This window comes from Kitasatospora sp. NPDC023120, from assembly GCF_055560835.1.
Genome location: NZ_JBVHHY010000019.1, coordinates 147172 through 168254, shown reverse-complemented (window position 1 = coordinate 168254; position 21083 = coordinate 147172). Strand labels below are relative to the sequence as shown.

17 protein-coding genes are annotated in these 21083 nt (G+C 73.1%); 5 read left to right on the top strand and 12 right to left on the bottom strand.

Annotated features, from left to right (window positions below; all coding sequences use genetic code 11):
- Window positions 1–4: 4 nt before the first annotated feature.
- The gene (locus ACZ3TI_RS26960; protein ID WP_465730476.1) at window positions 5–598 is read right to left on the bottom strand and encodes a TetR/AcrR family transcriptional regulator; all 594 of its coding nucleotides are present in this window, start codon (window positions 596–598) and stop codon (window positions 5–7) included.
- A 405-nt stretch (window positions 599–1003) separates the two neighbouring features.
- Here ACZ3TI_RS26960 and ACZ3TI_RS26955 point away from each other — a divergent pair, with 405 nt between their 5' ends.
- Entirely contained in the window at window positions 1004–2131 is a 1128-nt protein-coding gene (locus tag ACZ3TI_RS26955; RefSeq protein WP_465730474.1) for an agmatine deiminase family protein, read from the top strand.
- Window positions 2128–3018, top strand: coding sequence for a DUF4436 family protein (locus ACZ3TI_RS26950; RefSeq protein WP_465730472.1), 891 nt, complete (start codon window positions 2128–2130; stop codon window positions 3016–3018). The genes ACZ3TI_RS26955 and ACZ3TI_RS26950 overlap by 4 nt, the downstream gene beginning before the upstream one ends.
- A gap of 384 nt (window positions 3019–3402) precedes the next feature.
- On the opposite strand, the gene ACZ3TI_RS26945 is transcribed toward ACZ3TI_RS26950, so the two are convergent.
- Window positions 3403–3981 (bottom strand): TetR/AcrR family transcriptional regulator, encoded by a 579-nt coding sequence (locus tag ACZ3TI_RS26945; RefSeq protein WP_465730470.1) that lies wholly within the window; start codon window positions 3979–3981, stop codon window positions 3403–3405.
- 123 nt (window positions 3982–4104) lie between these two features.
- Between ACZ3TI_RS26945 and ACZ3TI_RS26940 the strand changes: the two genes are divergently transcribed.
- Window positions 4105–5088, top strand: coding sequence for an aldo/keto reductase (locus ACZ3TI_RS26940; protein ID WP_465730468.1), 984 nt, complete (start codon window positions 4105–4107; stop codon window positions 5086–5088).
- Window positions 5089–5144: 56 nt separating this feature from the next.
- Here the strand turns inward: ACZ3TI_RS26940 and ACZ3TI_RS26935 are convergent, their stop codons facing one another.
- Genes ACZ3TI_RS26935 through ACZ3TI_RS26925 form a run of 3 tightly spaced genes read right to left on the bottom strand, consistent with a single transcriptional unit; the run spans window position 5145 to window position 10392 of the window.
- The gene (locus ACZ3TI_RS26935) at window positions 5145–6560 is read right to left on the bottom strand and encodes a patatin-like phospholipase family protein (protein WP_465730466.1); all 1416 of its coding nucleotides are present in this window, start codon (window positions 6558–6560) and stop codon (window positions 5145–5147) included.
- 2 nt (window positions 6561–6562) lie between these two features.
- Window positions 6563–7657, bottom strand: a complete 1095-nt coding sequence (locus tag ACZ3TI_RS26930) for a ComEC/Rec2 family competence protein (protein WP_465730464.1) — start codon at window positions 7655–7657, stop codon at window positions 6563–6565.
- Window positions 7654–10392 (bottom strand): hypothetical protein, encoded by a 2739-nt coding sequence (locus ACZ3TI_RS26925; RefSeq protein ID WP_465730462.1) that lies wholly within the window; start codon window positions 10390–10392, stop codon window positions 7654–7656. The genes ACZ3TI_RS26930 and ACZ3TI_RS26925 overlap by 4 nt, the downstream gene beginning before the upstream one ends.
- Window positions 10393–10620: 228 nt before the next feature.
- On the opposite strand from ACZ3TI_RS26925, the gene ACZ3TI_RS26920 reads away from it, so the two are divergent.
- A complete protein-coding gene (locus ACZ3TI_RS26920) occupies window positions 10621–11502 on the top strand; it encodes a hypothetical protein (protein WP_465730460.1) in 882 nt (293 codons plus the stop codon).
- A gap of 19 nt (window positions 11503–11521) precedes the next feature.
- Here the strand turns inward: ACZ3TI_RS26920 and ACZ3TI_RS26915 are convergent, their stop codons facing one another.
- The 3 genes from ACZ3TI_RS26915 to ACZ3TI_RS26905 all read right to left on the bottom strand — a co-directional run bounded on the left by ACZ3TI_RS26915 (window position 11522) and on the right by ACZ3TI_RS26905 (window position 15611).
- Window positions 11522–14248: a winged helix-turn-helix domain-containing protein gene (locus tag ACZ3TI_RS26915; protein ID WP_465730458.1), complete on the bottom strand. Its 2727-nt coding sequence runs from the start codon at window positions 14246–14248 to the stop codon at window positions 11522–11524.
- A gap of 121 nt (window positions 14249–14369) precedes the next feature.
- Complete coding sequence (locus tag ACZ3TI_RS26910; RefSeq protein WP_465730456.1) at window positions 14370–15260, bottom strand: YhjD/YihY/BrkB family envelope integrity protein; 891 nt, start codon at window positions 15258–15260, stop codon at window positions 14370–14372.
- Window positions 15261–15368: 108 nt separating this feature from the next.
- Complete coding sequence (locus ACZ3TI_RS26905; protein ID WP_465730454.1) at window positions 15369–15611, bottom strand: hypothetical protein; 243 nt, start codon at window positions 15609–15611, stop codon at window positions 15369–15371.
- A 215-nt stretch (window positions 15612–15826) separates the two neighbouring features.
- Here ACZ3TI_RS26905 and ACZ3TI_RS26900 point away from each other — a divergent pair, with 215 nt between their 5' ends.
- Complete coding sequence (locus tag ACZ3TI_RS26900) at window positions 15827–17392, top strand: MFS transporter (protein WP_465730452.1); 1566 nt, start codon at window positions 15827–15829, stop codon at window positions 17390–17392.
- Between the two features lie 63 nt (window positions 17393–17455).
- Here ACZ3TI_RS26900 and ACZ3TI_RS26895 read toward each other — a convergent pair whose 3' ends face one another.
- From ACZ3TI_RS26895 to ACZ3TI_RS26880, 4 genes are all read right to left on the bottom strand, one after another.
- The gene (locus ACZ3TI_RS26895) at window positions 17456–18802 is read right to left on the bottom strand and encodes a DUF2252 domain-containing protein (protein WP_465730450.1); all 1347 of its coding nucleotides are present in this window, start codon (window positions 18800–18802) and stop codon (window positions 17456–17458) included.
- On the bottom strand, window positions 18799–19149 hold the full coding sequence (locus ACZ3TI_RS26890; protein WP_465730448.1) for a hypothetical protein: 351 nt from the start codon (window positions 19147–19149) through the stop codon (window positions 18799–18801). Before ACZ3TI_RS26890 ends, ACZ3TI_RS26895 begins: the two co-directional genes overlap by 4 nt.
- A 62-nt stretch (window positions 19150–19211) precedes the next feature.
- The gene (locus ACZ3TI_RS26885) at window positions 19212–20627 is read right to left on the bottom strand and encodes an MFS transporter (RefSeq protein WP_465730446.1); all 1416 of its coding nucleotides are present in this window, start codon (window positions 20625–20627) and stop codon (window positions 19212–19214) included.
- Window positions 20624–21034, bottom strand: a complete 411-nt coding sequence (locus ACZ3TI_RS26880; protein ID WP_465730444.1) for a DUF7144 family membrane protein — start codon at window positions 21032–21034, stop codon at window positions 20624–20626. The genes ACZ3TI_RS26885 and ACZ3TI_RS26880 overlap by 4 nt, the downstream gene beginning before the upstream one ends.
- Between the last annotated feature and the right edge of the window lie 49 nt (window positions 21035–21083).

Below are 21083 nucleotides of genomic sequence, written 5' to 3'. Positions count from 1 at the left end.
GGGTTCAGAGGCCCCGTTCGAGCAGGTCGAAGGCCTCGTCGATGAGGTCGGCCGTGGTCCGGTCGTCCTCGTTGATCCAGGAGAAGCGGACCGCCCACTGGATCACCGAGAACGCCGAGGTGACCACGACACTCGGGTAGCTGTCCGTCATCGGGTCGACGCCCGTCCGCTCGGCGACCGCCAGGATGAGGCTCCGGAAGATCTCCTCCTCGTCGCCCGAGCCGCGCTTGGCCAGGAGTTCGGGGTGCCGGCGCCACAGTTCGCGCCAGAGCTCGGACTCCTCGCGCGCGGGGACGAACGAGTCGGCGATCTCCTGGGCCACCACGCGCATCGAGCGGAACACCGGCTCGTCGGCGGGGCGGGCCTGGAACAGCGCGGTCAGGGACTCGGCCGACCAGGACGGCCGCATCCGGAGGGCTTCGTCTTTGCTGGAGAAGTAGTTGAAGAAGGTGCGGGGGCTGATGTCGGCGGCCTCGCTGATGGCCTCGACGGTCATCGCGTCGAGGCCCTTGTCGAGGACCAGCCGGACGGCCGTGAGGGTGATCGCGTGCCTCTTGGCCGCCTTCTGGCGTTCTCTGCGTTGCTCGGATGCGCTCATCACCGCTGCACTCTATGCAATCTCTGCACGTACTGCAATACATGCAGAAGTTGCATACTCATCGGACAATGCAAAATTTGCAGTGAGCGCAACGGGCTGCGAGGTGAGGGGCTGCCCGCAGCCCGCGGGCGCGGCGGGCGCGGGTGGTTCGGCGGCGGTGAAGATCAGCACCCGGGCCGTCTGGGCCGGTGCCCCGGAGGACGACCGCAAGACGGCCTTCGACCACCTCACCCCCACCGCCCAGGACCTCGACCGGGCCAAGGCCCCGGTCCGGCGGGGCCCACCGCCTGCCGGACCGGGGCCGCGGCCCGTTTCACCCCGATGGCGGGTGCGTGCCGTGCCGGAACCTGACCTTCCTGTCAGTAGCCTGCGGAGCCGGACCGACCCCTACCGGAACGAGGCCCCATGGCTCACCCCCGGCCGTCCCGCCGCTCGATCCTGCAGTCCGGGGCCGCGCTCGCCGCGCTGACGCTGACCGGCGGCTGCTCCTCCTCCGGCGGCGGGGAGCAGCCCGGCCCGAGTGCCACGGCCCCGGGCGCCGCCCCGGCGGGCAGCCAGGGCAGCCCGGGCGCCGCCGGGCGGGCCATGCCGGCCGAGTCGCGCCCGCACACCCGCACCTTCATGGCCTGGCCCGCGCTGGAGGAGGTGTGGGGCGACCAGCTGCCCGGCGTCCGGCAGGACATCGCGGGGCTGGCCCAGGCGATCGCCGGCTTCGAACCGGTCGTCCTGCTGGCCCGCCGGGACCAGGCCGACCAGGCCCGGCAGGCCTGCGGCCCCTCGGTCGAGGTGCTCGAGCTGACGGTCGACGACCTGTGGGCCCGGGACACCGGCCCGACCTTCGTCACCGGCCCGCAGGGGCTCGCCGGAGTCGACTTCAACTTCAACGGCTGGGGCGGCAAGCAGACCCACGCCAATGACAGCCTGGTCGCCCGCTACCTGCTCGACCACTACGGCATCACCCGCGTCCAGGCGCCGATCACCGGTGAGGGCGGTGGCATCGAGGTGGACGGCGAGGGCACCCTGATGGCCACCGAGAGCTCCTGGGTCAACGACAACCGCAACCCCGGCAAGTCCCGCGCGGAGATCGAGGCGGGCTTCAAGGGGCTGCTCGGCGTGGAGAAGGTGATCTGGTTCAAGGGCGTCGCCGGGCAGGACATCACCGACTGCTACGTCGATGCCCTCGCCCGCTTCGCCGAGCCCGGCACCGTCGTCCTGCACCGCCCCGCTGCCGACACCCCGCCGGACGTCTGGACGACGGCCACCGAGCAGGCGCTGCAGGTGCTGCAGTCGGAGACCGACGCCAGGGGCCGCACGCTCAAGGTGGTCGACCTCCCCGAGCCCGACATCACCCTGATCCAGGGCGCGGGCAAGAACTTCCTCGCCACCTACATCAACTACTACGTCTGCAACGGCGGCGTCATCGGCGACCTCCACCCGGACCGCAAGGTCACCCAGGTCTCCATCAACCACATCGCCGCGGGCGGCGGGGGGATCCACTGCAACACCCAGCAGCAGCCGGCGACCGGCGCGTGAGCGCGCGCCGGTGGCGGGGCAACCGGCTCCTGCTCGCCCTGCTGATCGTGGCGGTCCTCTGCTCGGCCGGCACCGCGCTGTACCTGAACGAGCGCAACACCCGGGAGGAGCCCCACGGACTGGCCCTCCCGAGCACCGGCGACTGGATCGAACTGGACGTCACCGCCCAGGACATCGACCCCGGGACGGGCTCGCTCACCGTCTTCGTCGTACCGGTCCCGCACGGCGGCCTCGCCGCGGAGCCGGGCTCCGCCGCCTTCAGCCGACAGGTCGTGATCACCGTCCAGTCGGCCACCCGCACCGAGCTGCGGGCGGCCCCGGGGGAGGCCGCGACACCCCAGCCGGTGCCGGCCGACTTCTACGACGGCACCGTGACCGACTACCCCTTCGACCGCCACCACTTCGCGATGTCCTTCGCGGCCTCGGACACCACGGGCGGCGTCCCCGTCGGCGTGGTCTTCACGGACGCCGACCCGTTCTTCGTCGTCCACCCGACCAGCACCCCGGCCCCCTCCGGGGCGACCCTCCTGAAGGGCACGGTCACCAGGGCGCGCAGCACGTCCATCCTGGCCTGGTTCATGATCGCGGCCATGTGGGCACTCGCCCTGGCGGTCCTGGCCGGGGCCGAGGTGCTCTACCGGGGACGGCAGGGGGTGGTGTGGCCCTCGCTCGGGTGGATGGCGGCGACCCTCTTCGCCCTCGTCGGCATGCGCAACGCCGCACCCGGCTCGCCGCCGATCGGTTCGCTCATCGACTACGTGGCCTTCTTCTGGGCCGAGGGCATCATCGCGGCCTGCCTGACGTTCACCGTCGTCACGTCCACCCGCGTCGAGCGCCGCAAGCGCGTGGAGGCCGAGGCCGAGGCCGCGGGCGGTTCCGGCCCGTGACGGGGGGCGTCACGGGCCGGTCGCTCGGTCTGTCGCAGTGCGGTCAGCCGAGGGCGGGGATGTCGTGGGTCGAGCAGTGGATGCCGCCGCCGGGCCCGCCCCGGCGGGCGGCGATGAGCTCGGCGGCCCGGGCGTCGTCGTGGTGCACCTGCTCCGGGTCCGCGCGTGCGGGACGTCGTCCGCCGGCACCCAGGGGAAGGGCTCGTCGGAACGGTCGTCGCGGGAGTGGGTCACGAGGGCCTCCAGTCCTCACCCCGTTTGCCCCTTCAGGCGTACTGACTGAAAAATCAGTCATACTCGCGGGTGTGTCATTGACGCATCCTTGACGACCGCCGAGCGGAGAGCGACCTCGACGCCCTGTGGACGGGCTGCTTGCGACCGGGCTCAGATCTCGAGCCGGGCCACCTCGGCGTCGATCGCGTCCGCCATCAGCGTCCGGGCGTGCGCCAGTGGGAGGCTGCCGCTGAGCCAGCGGGTGCTCAGCCCCTCCAGCAGCGCGGTCAGCCGCTCCGCCGCACCGGCCAGCGCGACCGCCGAGGACATCGGCCGGACGGCGGCGAGCAGTTCGGCGATCTCCTGCACCCAGATCCGGGTGGCCCGCGCCAGGTCCTCGCGCAGGGTCTCGTCGAACACCGCGCTCGCCCGCAACTCGCCCCAGGCGGTGCTGTTCTCCCGCACCTCGGCGGTGTCCTGGAGTCCCAGCAGCAGGGTCTGCTCCAGCTCCTCGCGCGCCGTCAACGGCGGTGCGTCCGCGGCGCGTTCGGTGGTGTAGCGCCCCGCGCGGTCGTTGATGAACTCCAGGGTCTGCCGGAGGATCCCGGTACGGTCCTTGAAGTGGTAGTAGATGAGCGCGGTGGACACACCCGCCTCTGCCGCGAGCTCCTCCACCCGCAGCCCGCGCACCCCGCGGCGGGCGATCACCCGTGCCGCTGCCTCCAGGATCGACGTTTTACGACTGGCCACGGTCCACCACCTTACCGGTGCGTACGGACAAGATCGGAACCGAGGTCTGAGGAACCGGTCAGTCGCCCGCTCGGCGGTCGCGGCGTGCGGCGCGGACGGGGAGCGGCGTGAGAGGCTCCTCCCATGGAACAGCGCGTACTCGGCCGCACCGGTCGGCCCGTCTCGATCGTCGGACTCGGCACCTGGCAGCTCGGTGCGGACTGGGGGGACGTCCGGGAGGAGGACGCCCTCGCCGTACTGGAAGCCTCCGTCGCGGCCGGCGTCACCCTGTTCGACACCGCCGACGTCTACGGCGACGGCCGCAGCGAGCGGCTGATCGGCCGCTTCCTGAAGGACCGCCCGGACGCGGAGGTGTTCGTCGCCACCAAGTTCGGACGCCGGGTCGAGCAGCGGCCCGAGCACTACCACCTCGCCAACTTCCGCGCCTGGGCGGACCGTTCACGCGCCAACCTGGGCGTGGACCGGCTCGATCTGGTGCAGCTGCACTGCCCGCCGACGCCCGTCTATTCCTCGGACGAGGTGTTCGACGCCCTGGACACCCTGGTCGCCGAGGAGCGGATCGCCGCGTACGGGGTGAGCGTCGAGACCTGCGCGGAGGCGCTGACCGCGATCGCGCGCCCAGGTGTGGCGAGCGTGCAGATCATCCTGAACGCGTTCCGGCTCAAGCCGCTTGAGCAGGTGCTGCCCGCCGCCGAGGCCGCCGGGGTGGGGATCCTCGCCCGGGTGCCGCTGGCTTCGGGGCTGCTCTCCGGCCGCTACAGCGAGCGCACCGTCTTCCCCGCGGACGACCACCGCACCTACAACCGCCAGGGCGAGGCCTTCGACCAGGGCGAGACCTTCTCCGGGGTGGACTTCGCGACCGGCGTCCAGGCGGCGGCGGAGTTCGCCGCGCTCGCCCCGGAGGGCGCCACCGCGGCGCAGACGGCACTGCGCTGGATCGTCCAGCAGCCGGGGGTGACGACGGTGATCCCCGGCGCCCGCAACGTGGACCAGGCCCGGGCCAACGCGGCCGCCGCCGCACTGCCGCCGCTGCCCCCGGCCACCCTCACCGCCGTGCGGGAACTCTACGACCGCCGGATCCGGCCCCGGGTGCACGACCGCTGGTGAGGGGCCGACCCCAAGGGCCCGTCGTCAAACTCCCGCCTGCGGGGCGACGACAGGCCCTACCGGGTGAGGCCGAGGAAGTAGTCGCGGTCCGGGAGGGTCGGCGGCAGCGGGTAGTCGAGCAGGACGTGCAGGTTGCACGCGGCGAGCGTGTAGGCGTGCAGGAGCAGGTCGGCGGTGGTGTCGGGGCCGAGCTTGCGCAGTACCGTCCCGGTGGTGCGGCTCCTGGTCGTCCGCTCGTCCCAGAGGGCGCGCCGGTGCGGGTCGTCGCCGAGCAGGTCGAGCACCTCCTTGGCCCGGGCGGCCCGGGCGGCGAGGTCCGGACCGTACCCGGCACCGGTCGCGCCGCCCGTGCCGCCGCCGCCCGCGGCGCCCGCGCGCGCGTAGGCGTCGGCCACGCGGTACGGGGACTGCGCGATGTGGACCAGGGCGCCGACCGGGCCGCCGGTCCGCCCGGCCCGCTCGGACCATTGGACCAGCTCGCTGCGCCGCTGGCTGGTGCTGACGTCGTACATCACGCTCTTGATGCGGACCAGCGCGAGCAGTTCGCCGATCGCGGGGATCCTTGAGGCGGGGAACGGCCGCCAGGTCATCCCGGCCGAGGCGTTGACGACGACGATCTCGTCGACCGCGTAGTCCACCGGCGGGTGGTCCGGGCGCCGCGCCCGTTCGGCGAGCCCGACCAGCCACTGGTCGGCCATGTTGTCGTACACCCCGCCGTCCGTGAGCACCATGGCGGTGGCCTGCTCGGTGGGGCCCGTCGGTGGCGGGAAGCGGTGGGGGGTGGTGGGGAGACGCCGGACGGCGAAGGCGCCGGGCAGGCAGGCCGAAGCCTGGACGGCGGTGGAGAGCGGGAGACCGCCCGGGTCGCCGGTGCCGAAGCGGAAGCCGTAGACGAACGCGGGCGAGAAGTAGAAGTGGTCCCCGCTCTGCAGCTCGGTGGTGCAGAAGACGTGGTCGACGGAGCGCCGCACCGCGGAGAGGTCCGTCGCGGCGCCGTCGCGGTGGAAGAACTCGCGGGCGAGCGCCCGGTCCACGACGGCGCTGCGCCGCCCGAAGTACAGCAGCGCACCGGTCAGGAGCAGCAGCCCCGCGCCCAGCAGCACGCCGGAGAGCAGACGCAGGCCGTCCACGGCGGTGGCGGCGATCCCGGCGAGCAGGGTGAGCAGGGCCAGGAGGGCGAGGGCGAAGAGCGAGCGTACGTACCGGTTGGTCGACGGCCCCCAGAAGAACAGGCCGGTCCGGGCGCAGTGGCGGATCAGCGGGCGGACGCGTTCGGCGAAGGCCGTGCCCGGGTCCTGCCGGTAGTCGGTCTCGTGGGCGACCACTCCGTTGGCGACCGAGCCGCCGGACACCGAGGAGATCGCCACGACGTCCCGGTGCCGACCGGAGTCGGCGAGGTACATCAGGGCGCCGATGCCCCACATGGTGGCGCGGTAGCCACCGCCGGAGAGGGCCACACCGATGCGGGCCATGATCAGACCTCCACGGTCGTGCCCGCCGCGGGCGTCGCCGGGTAGACCGCGGTGTAGCGGCGCTCGCGCTGTCGCGCGGGGTCTGCCCACGGCTCCGTCGTGCGGCTGCAGTAGTTGAAGACGAGTCGGGGCGGCGCGGCGCCGCGGCTTCCCGCCGCGATCATGCGGTCGATCGCCGCCGTGTCGGGGTGGTTGAACTTGTCCCCGTTGGTCGAGACGAGGTAGCGGGGGGTGTCCAGCCGGGACAGCAGGTCGTCCGTGTTGTTGGCCGCGCTGCCGTGGTGCGGGACCTTGAGGGCGCCGACCGCGAGCCGGTCGCCGCCGAACTGCTCCAGGAGCCGGTCCAGCCCGCTCGCCAGGACCTTGCCGTGGCCGTCGCCGGTGAGCAGCAGCCGGTGCCCGTCGTGCTCCAGGAGGAAGGCGATGCTGGAGCCGTTGGGGACGGAGGTGTCCAGCCGCTCGCCGCCGAGGAGGTCGGTGGCGAGGCCGCGCAGGCTCTTGCGCCGGGCCAGCAGGTCCAGGGCCTGGTCGGGGTCGCCGGGGGTCATGCCGAGGCCTCGCACCGTCCGGCCCCACTCCCGCAGCAGCGCGTTCAGTTGGGCGCGGCCGGGGGAGAGCAAGGTGGCCCGGGCGCCGCCGGGCAGTTCGGCGGTCGGCAGCGCGCCCTGGTCGGGGAGGCAGAGGGCGGGCGGCGGCTTGCCCGGGCGGGCCTTCCCGAAGGCGGCGTTCCAGGTGAGTCTCTGACGGTCGATCATCGCCTGGACCATCTCGCCCTGGACGGCGCCGAGCAGGCCGGCCCGCTCGGAGATCTGCGGCCAGCCGTTGAACCAGACGTCGTCGATGGTCAGTTTCAGCGCGGCGCGGTCCTGCAGGAGGCGGACGACGCCCTCGATGTGGTCGGCGTCCACGTGGGTCACGACCAGGACGTCCAGGTGGCGCCGGCGCGGCGGCAGTGCCTTCACCCGCTCGAAGACCGCCGGGTAGACGGGCGCGGGGCCGCCGTCGACCAGCATGCGGTGGACGTCCTTCCCGTTCCCGGGCCATTCGACCCACAGCGCGTCGCCGTGTGCGGCGGGCAGCATCTCGATGGTGATCACGATCCACCTCCCGATCCGGCGGGCGCCGTGGTTCGGCTGCCGACCAGCCAGCGGGCGTCACCGAAGGCCACGACCGCCATGGCCAGCGTGCAGCCCCGGACGAGCAGGTGCCGCCGGATGTCGCGCACCAGCTCGCCGATGCTCAGGTCCTCGCGGACGTTCCCGGCGAGCATCCGGCCGGCGGTGCCCGCCATGACCGTCGCCTGGCGGCCGAGGGTCGGTACGAGCGTGCCGACGACGACCGGGGCGCTCTTCTCCAGGAACCGCGCCGCCACGTTCTGCCAGCTGATGTCCTCCTGGGCGGTGTTGCAGCCGAGCAGCATGACGACCGGGCCGACCTCGGGGCCGCGCCGGTCGGAGACGACGTACTGACGGCCGATCCGGAGCGACGGCAGCGTGCTCTTGCGGCCGATCACCAGGACCGGTGTGCCTCCTTTGTCGCGGTCGTTGTGGGGGACGGCCAGCAGCAGCGGGGGGCCTTCGGCCTGGACGATCTTCCGCCAGCCCGTCCAGTTGTCGGCCTGGTGCAGGGCGCTGGCGCCGAAGGAGTCCAGCAGGGTCGTGACCGCCTGGTCCAGGTCCGGCTTGTGGACGATCCCGCTCGCCGCGAAGAGCGCGCCGTCGACCGGGCGCAGGGTGCTGCGGATGCCCTGCGGGGCAGGTTCGACCACGGTGCGATCGAGCGCGACGCGCTCCACCCGGCGCTCGATCACCATCCGCAGGCCCCAGAAGCCGAGCGGGCAGACCGTCCTGCGGCCCCGGTCGGAGGAGCGGGTCTGCCGGCGGCAGGTGCAGGTTCCGGTCTCGAGCGCCTGCTGCCACCCGGTGCAGAGTCTGGCGGTGTCGGCGGGATAGCCGTAGTCGTAGACGAACTCCAGTGGCCAGAGCTCGGCCGTTTCGGCCGACACCAGCTGGAGCGAGACGGCGTCCTTCAGGTCGCCGAATCCCCGCTTCTCCAGTTCCTCGTAGAGGGCACTGCCCTGCTGGGCGAGGCCGCAGAGCAGCTCGACCGGCGCGGGGGAGTCCGTCCCGGTGTCGACGGCGTCCGCGTTCACGGAATCACCGAGCAGGACCCGGATCCGGGCCCGGAACTCCTCGAGGTCCGGGATCCGCACCCGGCCGCCCTCCCCGACGCCGACCACCAGTTCGCTGTCGTTCTCGATCCGGATCGTCTCCGAGCGGGCGGCACCGGCTTCGTCGTGCCGTTCCGGCAGCTCGGCCAGCGAGTCGAAGGCCTCGCCGTTGACCGAGATCTCCTGCCCGTCGACGGCGTCGTCGGACGTGGAGACCGGGCCGCTGATCACCAGCCGCTGCAGCTGGCGTTTCCGGTAGTAGACCCGGGCGGTGCAGCGGATCTCCCGCTCCCGCAGGCCGACGTCGACGGGGAAGACTGCCTCGCTGGAGGCGCCGCGCTCGGGCAGGAAGACCTTCACGGGCTCGTGGAAGGACGCCTCGTCCCGCTCTTCCTCGAAGGTGACCGTGAGGCGCGCCGCCCCGCCCTTGAACTCCAGACCCTGCTCCGGGAACGCGGCCGCCATCCGGTGCCACTCGGGGCTGTGCGGCCCGACCCGGATGTGGACCTCGTTCACGGTGCCGGCGCGGAAGGCGTGCAGGCGCCGGTCGCCCGTCCCCTTGTCGCTGACGAGTGCCTGGAGGTAGCGGTCGTTGGCCGGGCTGATCGGCGGCCCGGCGCCGCGGACCTGCTGGACGACTTCGGCGACCGCCCCGCCGAGCCGCACCCCGTCGAACCGGGCGTCGACGGCCTCGGCGAGCAGACGGGTGGAGACCTCGGTGACCGAGGGCGGTCCGGCGGAGAGGTGGAAGCGCAGCCGGGTCATCGCCTCCTCGCCCAGGCCGATGGTCGGCGGCTCAGCGGCGTCCAGCGTGAACTCCCGGGCCGCCGCATCGGCGGCCCGTACGCCGTCGACCACCGCGTACCGCTCGGCGAGCCCGGGGTGGGCCACCGTCAGCCAGGAGCCCGCGCGGTCGGCGGCCTCGTCCAGCGCGCGGTTCTCGGAGAGGTTGCGGACGAGCCCGCCGAGCCAGTCGCCGGCGTCGGTCGCGGAGACGTCCGCGACGACCCAGCCGGAGGCGTCGAGGTTGCGCGCCGCCGCGTCCAGCCGCGCCAGCTGGTACGGGGCGGGGGGCCGCGGGGCACACCAGGCCAGGCAGCCGGCGCTGAGTCCGCCGCCCGAGGCCACCGCGTCGAGTTCGGCAGTGCTGGAGACGACCAGGACGTCGCAGTCGCCGTCCTGCTCGCCGAGCACGTACGTGTCGACCACCGGAGCGAGGACCGCGTCCTCCTCCAGCACGTCGAAGAGGTCCCCCGCCGCGGCCGCGGTGACGGCGCCGACCCGCAGCGGCCACTGCCAGTGCGGCTCCGGATCCAGCGTGTCGTCGGCGACGAACACCGCGCCGAGCGCGGGTCGCGCCAGCCCCAACCGCGTGATCAGCGCGTGGCGGCTCCGGTCCGGAACCCCGTACAGCGCGAGCCGCACCGGCTCGGCCCCGCCCGCGGCGTCGGCCCAGGCGCGGCTCAACCGCGCTTGCAGCGCGGCATCCCCCGCCAGCCGGGCCAGCCGGTCCTGCGGCCACTGCCAGCGCCGCGGCTGCCCCGGCTCCGGCGGCTCGATCGCCACCCGCCCGCCCGCCGGGCCCCCGCCCCGCCAGTCCACCACGCCCGCTGCCACCAGGGCTTCGGGGGCGATGGAGCGGATGTCGTACGCCTTTGCCATGGGAGACCTCGTCAAGGGCTCCGGGGGAGGTCGGCCACCGCTCAGGACCGGACTCCCGACCCCTCCACTCTGCCACGGATCGGGCGTCCCGGGGGAGGGTCCGGCTCCCGGCGGCAGCCCCCGGTCGGCGGGGTTATTCTGCGGCTGATGGACGGAACGGAGAGTACGCGGCGGCGTCGACCCGGTCTCGCGGAACTCCTGCGGACGATCCGGAAGGACCCGGTCCGTATGCCCGAGCGGTTGGCGGTCTTCGCGGTCGAGTTCCTGGGACCCGAGGCGGCGGACACGGTGGCGGGGCTGCGCGAGTCCGAGCGGGCGGGGACGGCCCGGAGGGATCCCGCCGAGCAGGTCATCGGCCGGGGCGTGCGCCGTTCCGTGGTGGAGGGCTCCTTTCTCGGCGGCCCGTTCCTGCTGCTGCTGCCGGTCGCGTTCGTCGCGGCGCTGCTCGCCCAGCTGCGGATGGTGCTGGAGCTGGGCGCCCTGGCCGGCCACGACCCGTGCGGTGACGCGGCGGCGGCGGAGATCCTGGTGGTGCAGGGGGTCTACCCGACGACGGCGGAGGCGGCGGAGGCCCTGCGGCAGGCGGCCCGGGAGCGGACCGGCGGTGAGGAGAAGGGCTCCTGGTGGTCCATGGTCCGCCGCCAGGCGTACCTGATCGGCCTGCTGACCCCCGAGGACCCGACCCGCGGGCGGGTCCGCAAGTGGCTCGGCTGGGCCGGCATCGGCGTGCTGCTGCTCGTCGGGATGGTGGTGCCGTTCGTCTGGGTGCCCGCCTGCGGCGAGATGTACCGTCGCGCCACCAACCAGCTCGCCGACCGTGCTCTCCTCCGGTTCGCGCCGGAGGATGCGGAGGCCGCACCGGGCCGGACCAGGACCAAGCCCGCGCTGCGTCCCGGCATGCTCCTGGTGGCGCTGCGGACCCTGCTGGCCTGTGTGACGACGGTGGGCGCGGTGCTGTTCGTGCTGCTCACCGGGGCCCGCGTGGCCGACAACGCGCTGCTCGCGATGTTCCTCGTGCTGCTCGGCGTGAGTGTGGCGGTCATCGGGTGGCACTACTTCCGTGTCCACCGGCACCAGGGCCCGTCCGGACACCGCGGTACGCAGTCCTGAGCGCGCCCGGTTGCGGCACTCACAGCAGGTGCAGTTCGCGCGCCCGCCGTACGGCGCTGCTGCGGCCGGTGACGCCGAGCTTCCGGTTGATGCTCTTGAGGTGCGTCTTGACCGTGTTCACCGAGAGGAACAGCTCGGCGGCGATCTCGTCGGTGGAGAGCAGCTGGGCAGCCCGTTCCAGCACTTCGAGTTCGCGGGTGCTCAGCTGTTCGACCACGTGGTCCGGCACCTCGACGTCCGCGGCTCCGCCCGCCGGGAGGCCCGACAGCAGGTCGGGCGGGAGCCAGTCGTGGGACCTCGCCGGCGTCGGGCGGGCGCGCTGCAGCCGACGCAGCCACGGCCCGGCCTCCCGGAACGGCCTGCGCAGCCGGTCCGGCCGGGCGACCGTGAGGGCACGCGCGAGCAGGTGCTGGGCGCCGGCCTCGTCACCGAGGGCGAAGGCGACCTGGGCTCGGGCCAGCAGGACCCGTACGGTGACCGCGGGCCCGTGGCCGTCGTCGTCGCGGATGGTGTCCAGGATCCGCAGGGCGGTTCGGCTCTTGCCGGTGACGAGCCGTGCCCGGGCGGCGGCGACGGCCGATTCCGGTCCGCCGGTGCCGCTGCGTTCCAGGGCTTCCACCGCGGCGGCCGGATCGCCCTCGGCGAGGTGCGCGGCCGAGACGGCCACCGCCACGCCCTCCCGCATCCAGGGCGGTGGCGGTCCGGCCGTGGCGGGAGCGGCCTCCTCCAGCCGACCGAGGGCGTCGAGGGCCGCCCGGGAGCGGCCCGTGGCCAGCAGGACCCGCGCGCGGACGATCGCGAGGCCCGCGGCGACGGCCGGGTCGCGGCAGGCCGCCTTCGACGCGGCTGCCCGGTCGATCGCGGCCCGCGCCGTGGACAGGTCGTCGCGGTCGACGGCGAGCGCGGCCAGCACGAGCTGGTCGACCCCGGTGCGGGAGGCCGGCGGCAGGCCTGAGCGCTCGGCTGCGGCCGTCGCCTTCCGCAGGTTGATCTCCGCCCGCCCCGGCCTGCCCTGGAGCAGGGCGATCAGGGCGAGTCGGGTGAGCGCTTCGTGGCGCGGACAGGCGGTGGTGGCGCCGTCGGCCGTCCTCGCCGCGGCCGACAGGGCAGCGTCGGCGGCTTCGAGGCTGCCTTCCCAGAGCAGTACCGAGCCGAGGTCGTTCCATCGGAGCGCGGGCAGTTCGGGGTGTTGCCGCAACAGCGCCTGCGGGACCTTCCGTTCCAGCTCCTCGGCCTGTTCGGCGGCGGCCCGGGCCATGTCGGCCGAACCGAGCAGCCGGCCGGCCAGTACCCGGAGGTGGGCCAGGCTGAGCAGGACGGTCGAGTCGTCCTCGCCCCCGTGTTCCGGGAGGAGTGCCTCGGCGCGCCCGAGATGGTCGAGGGCGCTGTCCACGTCGTAGCGTGCGAGGTCGCGGGCCGCCCGGACCAGCTCGGGGGCCGGGCCCCGGGCGTCGGGTGCCATGCCGGCGAACAGGTCGTCGAGCCGTTCCGCGTCGCGGCCGGTGAACAGCTGCCCGATGGCCAGGTGGTCGACGACCTGCGCCGCGGCGAACTCCCAGTCACCGGCCGCCGCGGCGTGCGACAGCGCGTCGGTCAGACGTCCCGCGTCGGTCAGCCAGCGGGCCGCCCTGCGGTGGAGCTCCTGCTCCAGCCCGGGGTGCCGCACGGCGAGGTGGACGCGCAGGATCTCGGCGAACAGCGGGTGGCAGCGGTACCAGGAGTGCCCGACGGGCTCGACGAAGGCATTGGCGCGGGCGAGGTCCGTCAGGATGCGCGCGGAGTTCCGCCGGCCGGTCAGGGCGTCGGCGAGGTCCGGGTGGACCAGGCCCAGGACGCTCGTCCTCAGGAGGAGGTCCTGGGCCTCGACGGACTGGGTGTCGAGGACCTCGGCGAGCAGGAAGTCCGCGACCGTGCTCCGTCCGGCCTCGAACTCCTCCAGGAAGGCCGTCGGGTCCGCGGCGTTCTGGGCGGCCAGGGCCGACAGCCTGAGGCCGGCGGCCCAGCCGCCGGTCCGCTCGGTCAGCGCCCGGCTGCTCGCGGGGGAGAGGCCGAGCCCGTGCCGGCGCAGCAGCACGGCGGCCTCCTCCGGCCGGAAGGCCAGGTCCGCGGCCCGGATCTCGGCGACGCTCCCGGAGGCGCGGTAGCGGTGGATCGGGAGGAGGGGCTCCGACCGGCTGGTCACCACCAGTCGCAGACCGGGGCCCGCGTGGCCGAGCAGGAAGTGGAGTCCGGAGGCCACCTCGCCGGAGGACACGTGGTCGAAGTCGTCGAGGACGAGGACCACGGGCTCTTCCAGGCGGTTCAGGTGGGCGGCCAGCCGGGCCAGCAGCGAGTGGTCGACCTCCTGCGCCCGGGCGGGAGTGCCGATGTCGTCCGGCAGGGCGACGCCGCTGTGGCGAGCGGCTTCCAGCACGTAGGCCCAGAAGACGCCCGGTGCGTTGTCCTCGCGCTCCACGGTGAGCCAGACCGCGGGGCCGGGCAGCCGCGCCGTGGCCAGCCAGTCGGCGACGAGCAGCGTCTTCCCCGCGCCCGCCGGGCCGGTCACGAGCAGGAGGGAGGACCGGAGGCCTCCGTCGAGGCGCTCGACCAGGCGTGGCCTGCGGACGAAGGTCTCCGGCATCGGAGGGACGGCGAAGCGGGCCGCGAGCACCGGGTCGCCGCCGGGTATCCGGGCCGGTCCGGCGGAGTCGTTCCGGGGAGCTTCCACCGGACGGGCGGGGGCACCGACCGCTGGGCTGAGGGCCATGGTGCTCACCTCGAGGTGGGCGGCGCACGGGAAGCGCGGATCACTGACACTCCCATCCTTTCCGACCCGGCCCGGCTCGGCAAAGGGGGCGAGCGACCCCGCCCGCGCGGGCCGCACGCCCTCAGCCCTCGTCGCTCGGCTCCGGTTCCGGCGTTCCCAGCAGCCGGGCCAGTCGGCGCTGACCGGCCACCACGTACCCGGTGCCGATTCCGAGCGTGACGGCCGTGAACACCACGATGAGCCAGCTCAGCAGGGTGAAGACCAGACCGAGCGGGCCGAACTGGGTCACGCTGCGGTTCAGCGAGCGGGGGATGTAGAGCTTCGACACCCAGGCGAGCGCCGTCAGCCCGGCACCGGTCAGCACGGCCCCCGGCAGCAGCGCGAGCCAGGGGACACGGCCGCCGAGCAGCAGGTGCTGCGTCCACCACCAGAGCAGAACGGCCGTGACCAGGTAGAGGACGATCCCGAGGGCCTCGCCCGCCCCGAATCCGTTCCGCACCTTCCCCTGGAGGAGCAGCGCGGTGAGCCACACCAGCAGCCACGTGAGCCACCGCCAGGCCGCCAGGCGTCCCGACAGGTGGGGCAGGTGCCAGCTCCGCTCGCACAGGCGTTGCAGGATGCGGCTGCAACTCGTGGCGGAGAGCAGGATCACCAGGATCCCGATGCCGCCGAAGGCGTCGGTGGTGGGGCCCTCGCCATTGGGCCGGAGCACCTGCTCGACCTCGCCGAGCGAGGAGCCCTGGACCCCCAGGACGGTACGCAGGGACTCGGAGACGGTGTCGCGCACCTCCTGGGGCATGAAGGCGGCCAGCACGAACAGCACCGGGATGGCGGTCAGGAACGCCTGCGCCGCGAGGCGGGTGGCGGTGTCCAGGACGTTGACGTGGATCAGCTGCACCACGAGGCGGCGCAGGAACGGGGCTTCGCGCAGCGTGGCCGTCTGCTCGCGCAGCCAGACGGACCGGGAGCGGATCCAGCGAGTGCGGCCGGACTGACCACGCTGTTCGGTCACCCCGCCTCCCTCCGGTCGATGTCGGCGTCCCGGCCCAAGACTGGGCGACGGAGCGGGGTGCGGCACGTCGGACGGACGGCCGTTCGGCGCAACGGCGACGGGGCGTGCTCAGCCGCTCCGCGCCCGGTGCCCCGGCTGTCCGACCGTCTCCTGGTCGGGCAGTTGGCGGAGCTCCATGATGTGCAACCCGAGCGCCTGGAACCGGCTGAGCAGGCCGTAGAGGTGGGCCTCGTCGGTCACCGGGCCGAACAGGAGGGTCTGGTCCGGCACGAAGACGCTCTCCAGCTCCGGGAAGGCCTGGCGAACGGTCACGTCTGTCATCGCCCCGGCGATTCGGAACTCGTAACGCATAAGCATCCTTCCCTCGAATGCTCCGCCGGTCCTCGCCGATCCCCGTGGGATCAGGCTGCGCGTCGCGGCGCCACGGGGGATCACCCAGCCGGGGTGATCCCCCACCCGTGGGAGCGGTCCGGCGTCGTGACCGGTTCAGTTCCGGGGACGCGAGGGATCAGTGCTCAGTACGGCCACCCGTCGACTGCGCGGGGCGGCGAGCAGGAGGAGACACGGTGAACCGGTGGAGAGCACTGATCGTCCTGGGCACGGCGCAGTTCCTCATGGTGCTCGACGCATCCGTGATGAACGTGTCCATCAGCCAGCTGGTCGAGGACTTCCACACCGACGTCACGGCGATCCAGGCGGTGATCACCCTCTACACGCTCGTGATGGCGGCGTTCATGATCACCGGTGGCAAGCTCGGTGACATGTTCGGGCGCCGCCGGATGTTCATGGTCGGGCTGTGCGTCTACGGCGTGGGATCGGGGATCACCGCGGTCGCCCCCACCCTGTGGGTGCTGGCGCTCGGCTGGTCGGTGATCGAGGGCCTGGGGGCCGCGCTGGTCCTCCCGGCGCTGGCCGCACTGGTGGCCGGCTCCTACCGGGGACGGGACCGCGCGACCGCCTACGGGGTCATCGGCGGCCTGGCCGGGGCGGGCATCGCCGTCGGTCCGATGCTCGGCGGATGGACGACGACCTACCTCACCTGGCGTCTGGTCTTCGCCGGTGAAGTCGTCCTGGTGCTGGTCATCCTCCTGCTGCTGCGCTGGATCGAGCCGCAACCGGCACCGGAGCACCGCACCCCGCTGGACGTGGTCGGCGTGCTGCTGTCGGTGGCCGGACTGGGGCTGGTGGTGCTCGCCGTGCTGCAGAGCAGTTCCTGGGGCTGGCTCCAGCCCCGCAATCCGCCGTTCACCGTCCTCGGGTACTCGCCGACCCTCTTCGCCGTCGCGCTCGGCGGCGTCCTCCTGGTGCTGTTCCGTTCGTGGGAGCTGCGAAAGGAGCATCCGCTGGTCCGGTTCGGTCTGTTCGACATCCCACCGCTGCGCTCCGGCCTGTTCATGCTCTTCAGCCAGAACCTGATCCTGCTCGGTCTGTTCTTCGTCATCCCGCTCTACCTCCAGGTCGTGCAGGGCCACGACGCCTTCGAGACGGGGCTGAAGCTGCTGCCGGTGTCGATCACGATGCTGGCGGCCTCCGTGTCCGGTCCGTTCCTCGGCCGGTTCGCCTCGCCGAGGACGGTGGTGCGGATCGGGCTACTGGTGCTGTTCGCCGCGTCACTGTGGCTGGTCGGCACCGTCAGACCGGAGCTCGACGACCTGTCGTTCGCGCTGGCGATGGCCCTCCTGGGGATCGGCATGGGGCTGCTCGCCTCGCAACTGGGCAACGTCGTGCAGTCGAGCGTGGGGGAGGAGGACCGCAGCGAGGTCGGCGGGCTGCAGTACACCGCGCAGAACCTCGGTTCGTCGCTGGGCACGGCGTTGATCGGCGCCATCCTGATCGGTGCCCTGACGGCCGCGTTCGGCAAGGCCGTCGCCGGGCACCCGGAGATCTCGGACGCGGTGCAGCACGAGGCCGGCATCCGGATCGAGGCGGGCGTCGACTTCGTGCCCGCGGACCAGCTCGCCGCCGGGCTCGCGCAGACCCCCGTCCCGCCGCAGGAGGCGCACGCCATCGTCGAGGCCTACAGCGAGGCCCAGCTCGACGGCCTCAAGGTGTCGCTGCTGGCCACCGCCGGGATCACACTCACCGGCTTCGCCTTCACCGGTCACCTGCCCGCCCGGCGGGCGGGCAGGTGACCGGGCGGTCCCGGAAGGGCGAACGGCCGGCACAGGGCGTGTCGGGCTCGCCCCGGGCCGATCTCACAGGCCGGGCCGTGCGCTGATCCGGCCGTTGTCGATCGCGGTGGTGAGTGCGGCGTGGTCGGCGCGGGTCTGCTCGGCGTACGCGAGGGCGAAGTCGGCGATGGCGCGGTCGAAGGCGTCGCCGGACCCGAGGTACGCCGCGATGGCGACCCGGTCCCCGGTGCGGGCGTGGCCGCGTGCCAGGGTGCGGCCGCACAGGTCGGCGTACTGCTCCAGCAGGGGCCTGGGCATGCCCTCGATGACGGCGGAGCCCTTCATGTCGCGCAGCTGGCGCCAGTAGAACGCGCGCCCGGCGGGCCCGGTGGACCAGCCCAGGAAGATGTCGCTGACGGCCTGGAGCCTGCGCTGTCCGACGACCACCCGCTGGCCCTGGTGCCGGTGGCGGCTGGGGGCCAGATGGGGCTCCAGCACCGACCGCTCGGCCTCCTTCACCTGGAGGAAGAGCGGCTCGCCGGTGTTGAGGCCGCGGAACAGCCCGATGTGGCACCGGGTGCCCACGCTGCCCACGCCGACCACCTTGCGGGCCGTGTCGACCAGCTCGAAGCGGTCGAGGAGCGCCGCGCGTTCCTCCGGCAGGGTGTCGCGGTAGTCCTGGAGGATCTGCCGGAGGCGGGGCACGTCCTGCGGGTCCGCCGGTTCCAGCAGCGGCGGGTCGTGGATGATGCGGGGTTCGCCGTCCGGGCCGCGCTCGGTGAGTTTGGCCAGGGCATGCAGGCTGGTGCGTCCGCGGGCCTTCTCCAGGTTGGCTTCGACGCGTTTGCGGTACTTCGAATTCTTGATCTGTGGCAGCAGGTCGGCGATGTCCACCCGTTCGTACCAGACGTCGAGTTCACCGAGGCCCGCGAGCCGCCGCAGGGCGAGCCGGTACGCGCGGGCGGAGGCGAGTGCCGTGTCCCGCGCGGACGCGTCGGACTCCCCGTTCTCCTGCGCGGCCACGGCGATGCTGGCGGCCAGGCGTTTGACGTCCCACTCGAAGGGGCCGGGCAGGGTCTCGTCGAAGTCGTTGAGATCGAAGAGCAGGGCGCGTTCGGGAGAGGCGAAGACGCCGAAGTTGCACAGGTGCGCGTCCCCGCAGAGCTGGACGGTGAGGCCGGTGTCCGGGGCGGCGGCGAGGTCCGCGGCCATGATCGCGGGCGCGCCGCGCAGGAAGGCGAAGCGGGATGCCGCCATCCGGCCGTACCGGATCGGGACCAGCTCCGGGACCCGGGAGGCGGCCTGCTGTTCCAGGATGTCGACCGGGTCGGCCCGGCCCGGCGCGGGGGCCCAGTTCCCGTGGGCCGAGCGCGGCAGGTGCCGACGGGCCTGTCGTCCGGCGGCGGCCGAGTCGGCCGGTGCGGATGTCATGTCAGCACCCGTCGGCGCGCCGTGTGGATGATCTTCTTGAGGCTCTCGGCGATCACCGTGGCGGTGTGGCCCATGGCGCCGGCCAGGACGACCAGGGTGCCGATGAGGATCCATCCGTCCTTCTCGTTGATGCTGAGGGCGGGAGCGGGCGCGGACTCCGACGCGGGTGCGCGCTGCGCAGCGGTGTGCAGCATGTCCTTGGCGATCGCGACGATGCCCGCCAGCGCGTGCGCGAGCCCGGCGGTGAGGAGCGCCGCGACGCCGAGCAGGAGCCAGCCGACCCGTCCGAGCTCGTCGGGTGCGGGCGCGACGGGACGACGCGATTCGTGGTGGTGGATGCCGGGCATGGATCTGGCCTCCTTCGTCGGGTGCGAGTGGGACGACGGTGCGGTGTGACGGGCGGACGTGCTCATCGGTCGGCTTCCGTTCCCGGCCCTGTTCCCAGTGTGGTCGCGGCCCGGTCGCGCGGCAGGAACAGCGCCGCAAGGAGTCCGATGAGCCCGCAGAGCGCGAGGACGGCCATGGCCGCCGCGTAGGCGTTGCGGGTGAGCTCGGAGACCAGGATGGTGCCCGCGATGGCGGTGCCCAGCGAGGATCCGAGGTTGGACATGCTGCGGGAGAGGCCGGAGATCTCGCCCTGGCGGCTGTCGGGGAAGGCGGACTGGACGATGTTGACCGAGGGGGTGAGCATCACGCCGATGCCCAGTCCGATCAGCAGCAGTCCGGGCGTGAAGGCCCAGACGGAGTCGACCGCGCGCACCAGCAGGAGGAGCACGACGATGCCGGCGGTGGTGACGGCGAAGCCCGTGATGATCAGGGTGCGCTGGGCGAAGCGTTCGGCCAGGCGCTCCGCGGCGAGCGAGGTGGCGAGCAGACCGAGGGTCGCGGCGGTGAAGACCCCGCCGGTGGCGATGGCGCTGTAGCCGCGGACGACCTGGAGGTAGGCGCCGACGGTGAACGAGACGCCCATCAGGACGAGCCACTGGGCGTTCTGGGTGACGAGGCCCAGGTTCGAGATGTGGTTGCGGAACAGGCTGGTGGCCAGCAGCGGCTCGCGTCCGGTGCGTTCCAGGTGGCGGATCCAGCGGAAGAAGCCGGTCAGCACCGCGGCGCCGGCCAGCAGGAGCACGATCATCAGCCAGGTGTTGTTGTCCGCGGCGAGGATGCCGGTGACCACCAGGACCAGTCCGGCCGCGGACAGGACGGCGCCGACGGTGTCGAACGGCCGGGTGGGATCGGCGGGGAGCGGGTCCTTCAGCTTGCGGGTGAGGAGCACGATCAGGGCCACGATCACCGCCTGGAAGCCGAAGTTGGCCCGCCAGTCGATGGCGGTGGTGAGCAGGCCGCCGAGGAGCGGACCGGCTGCCGCGCCGACGCCGCCGAAGGCCATGATGGTGCCGAAGGCGCGCGCCCGGGCGGCGGTACCGGTGAACAGCAGGGTGGTGAGGATGTAGACCGGGGGGATCAGCAGGGCGGTGCCGACGCCCTCCAGGATCGAGTTGCCGAGGATCAGGACGCCGAGCCCGGGGGCCGCCGCGCTGAGCAGGGCACCGACGCCGTAGGTGGTGAGGCCGGCCATCAGGCAGCGCTTGCGGCCCCAGCGGTCGGTGAGCTTGCCCCCGGGGATCATCAGCGCGGCCATCACCAGCAGGAAGACGGTGATGGCGACCTGCACGCCCTGCACGCTGGTGTCCAGGTCCGTGCTGATGTCGTTGATCATCACGTTCATGCTGGAGCCGGCGAAGCTGCAGATGAACTGGGCCAGTGCCAGCGGGATCAGCACCTGGCGTCCGGCCGTGGTGGGGGCGGTGACGGTGTCGGTCATTCCCGGCTCCCGTTCTCCGGGGTGTTCCCGGGGGCGCTGAGGACCACGTAGAGCGCGGCGAGGTCGACGGCGATGATCGTGAGGGACCAGGCCGGGAAGCTCGGCAGGAAGACGAACTGGGCGAAGACGTTGGCGCACAGCACGACCGCCGGGAACCAGCGGGAGCGGAGGTCGCCGGTGAGCAGAGTGATCCCGACCAGCCCCTGGGCGACGGCCAGGGCGAGCAGGGCCCAACCCAGGCTGTGCAGATCGCCGAAGACGTAGCGGTCGGTGCCGGTGACGACGGGGGAGTCGACCAGTGCCGCCATGGCGTCCATGCCGTTGAACAGCGCCAGCAGGATCATCGCGACGCCGGCGAACGGCAGCAGGTTGCGATGCCTCCGTACCGGGTGGGGAGGGGCGACCACGGCCGGCTCCTTTCGTGCTCCTGACGGGCCTTCGGCTGCCGGGTGCGGT

Bases quoted from the DNA above. Each gene is read 5' to 3' on its own strand.
- ACZ3TI_RS26960 (WP_465730476.1), bottom strand. From the start codon at position 598: ATGAGCGCATCCGAGCAACGCAGAGAACGCCAGAAGGCGGCCAAGAGG.
- ACZ3TI_RS26955 (WP_465730474.1), top strand. From the start codon at position 1,004: ATGGCTCACCCCCGGCCGTCCCGCCGCTCGATCCTGCAGTCCGGGGCC.
- ACZ3TI_RS26940 (WP_465730468.1), top strand. From the start codon at position 4,105: ATGGAACAGCGCGTACTCGGCCGCACCGGTCGGCCCGTCTCGATCGTC.
- ACZ3TI_RS26935 (WP_465730466.1), bottom strand. From the start codon at position 6,560: ATGGCCCGCATCGGTGTGGCCCTCTCCGGCGGTGGCTACCGCGCCACC.
- ACZ3TI_RS26925 (WP_465730462.1), bottom strand. From the start codon at position 10,392: ATGGCAAAGGCGTACGACATCCGCTCCATCGCCCCCGAAGCCCTGGTG.
- ACZ3TI_RS26920 (WP_465730460.1), top strand. From the start codon at position 10,621: ATGCCCGAGCGGTTGGCGGTCTTCGCGGTCGAGTTCCTGGGACCCGAG.
- ACZ3TI_RS26915 (WP_465730458.1), bottom strand. From the start codon at position 14,248: ATGGCCCTCAGCCCAGCGGTCGGTGCCCCCGCCCGTCCGGTGGAAGCT.
- ACZ3TI_RS26905 (WP_465730454.1), bottom strand. From the start codon at position 15,611: ATGCGTTACGAGTTCCGAATCGCCGGGGCGATGACAGACGTGACCGTT.
- ACZ3TI_RS26895 (WP_465730450.1), bottom strand. From the start codon at position 18,802: ATGACATCCGCACCGGCCGACTCGGCCGCCGCCGGACGACAGGCCCGT.
- ACZ3TI_RS26890 (WP_465730448.1), bottom strand. From the start codon at position 19,149: ATGCCCGGCATCCACCACCACGAATCGCGTCGTCCCGTCGCGCCCGCA.
- ACZ3TI_RS26885 (WP_465730446.1), bottom strand. From the start codon at position 20,627: ATGACCGACACCGTCACCGCCCCCACCACGGCCGGACGCCAGGTGCTG.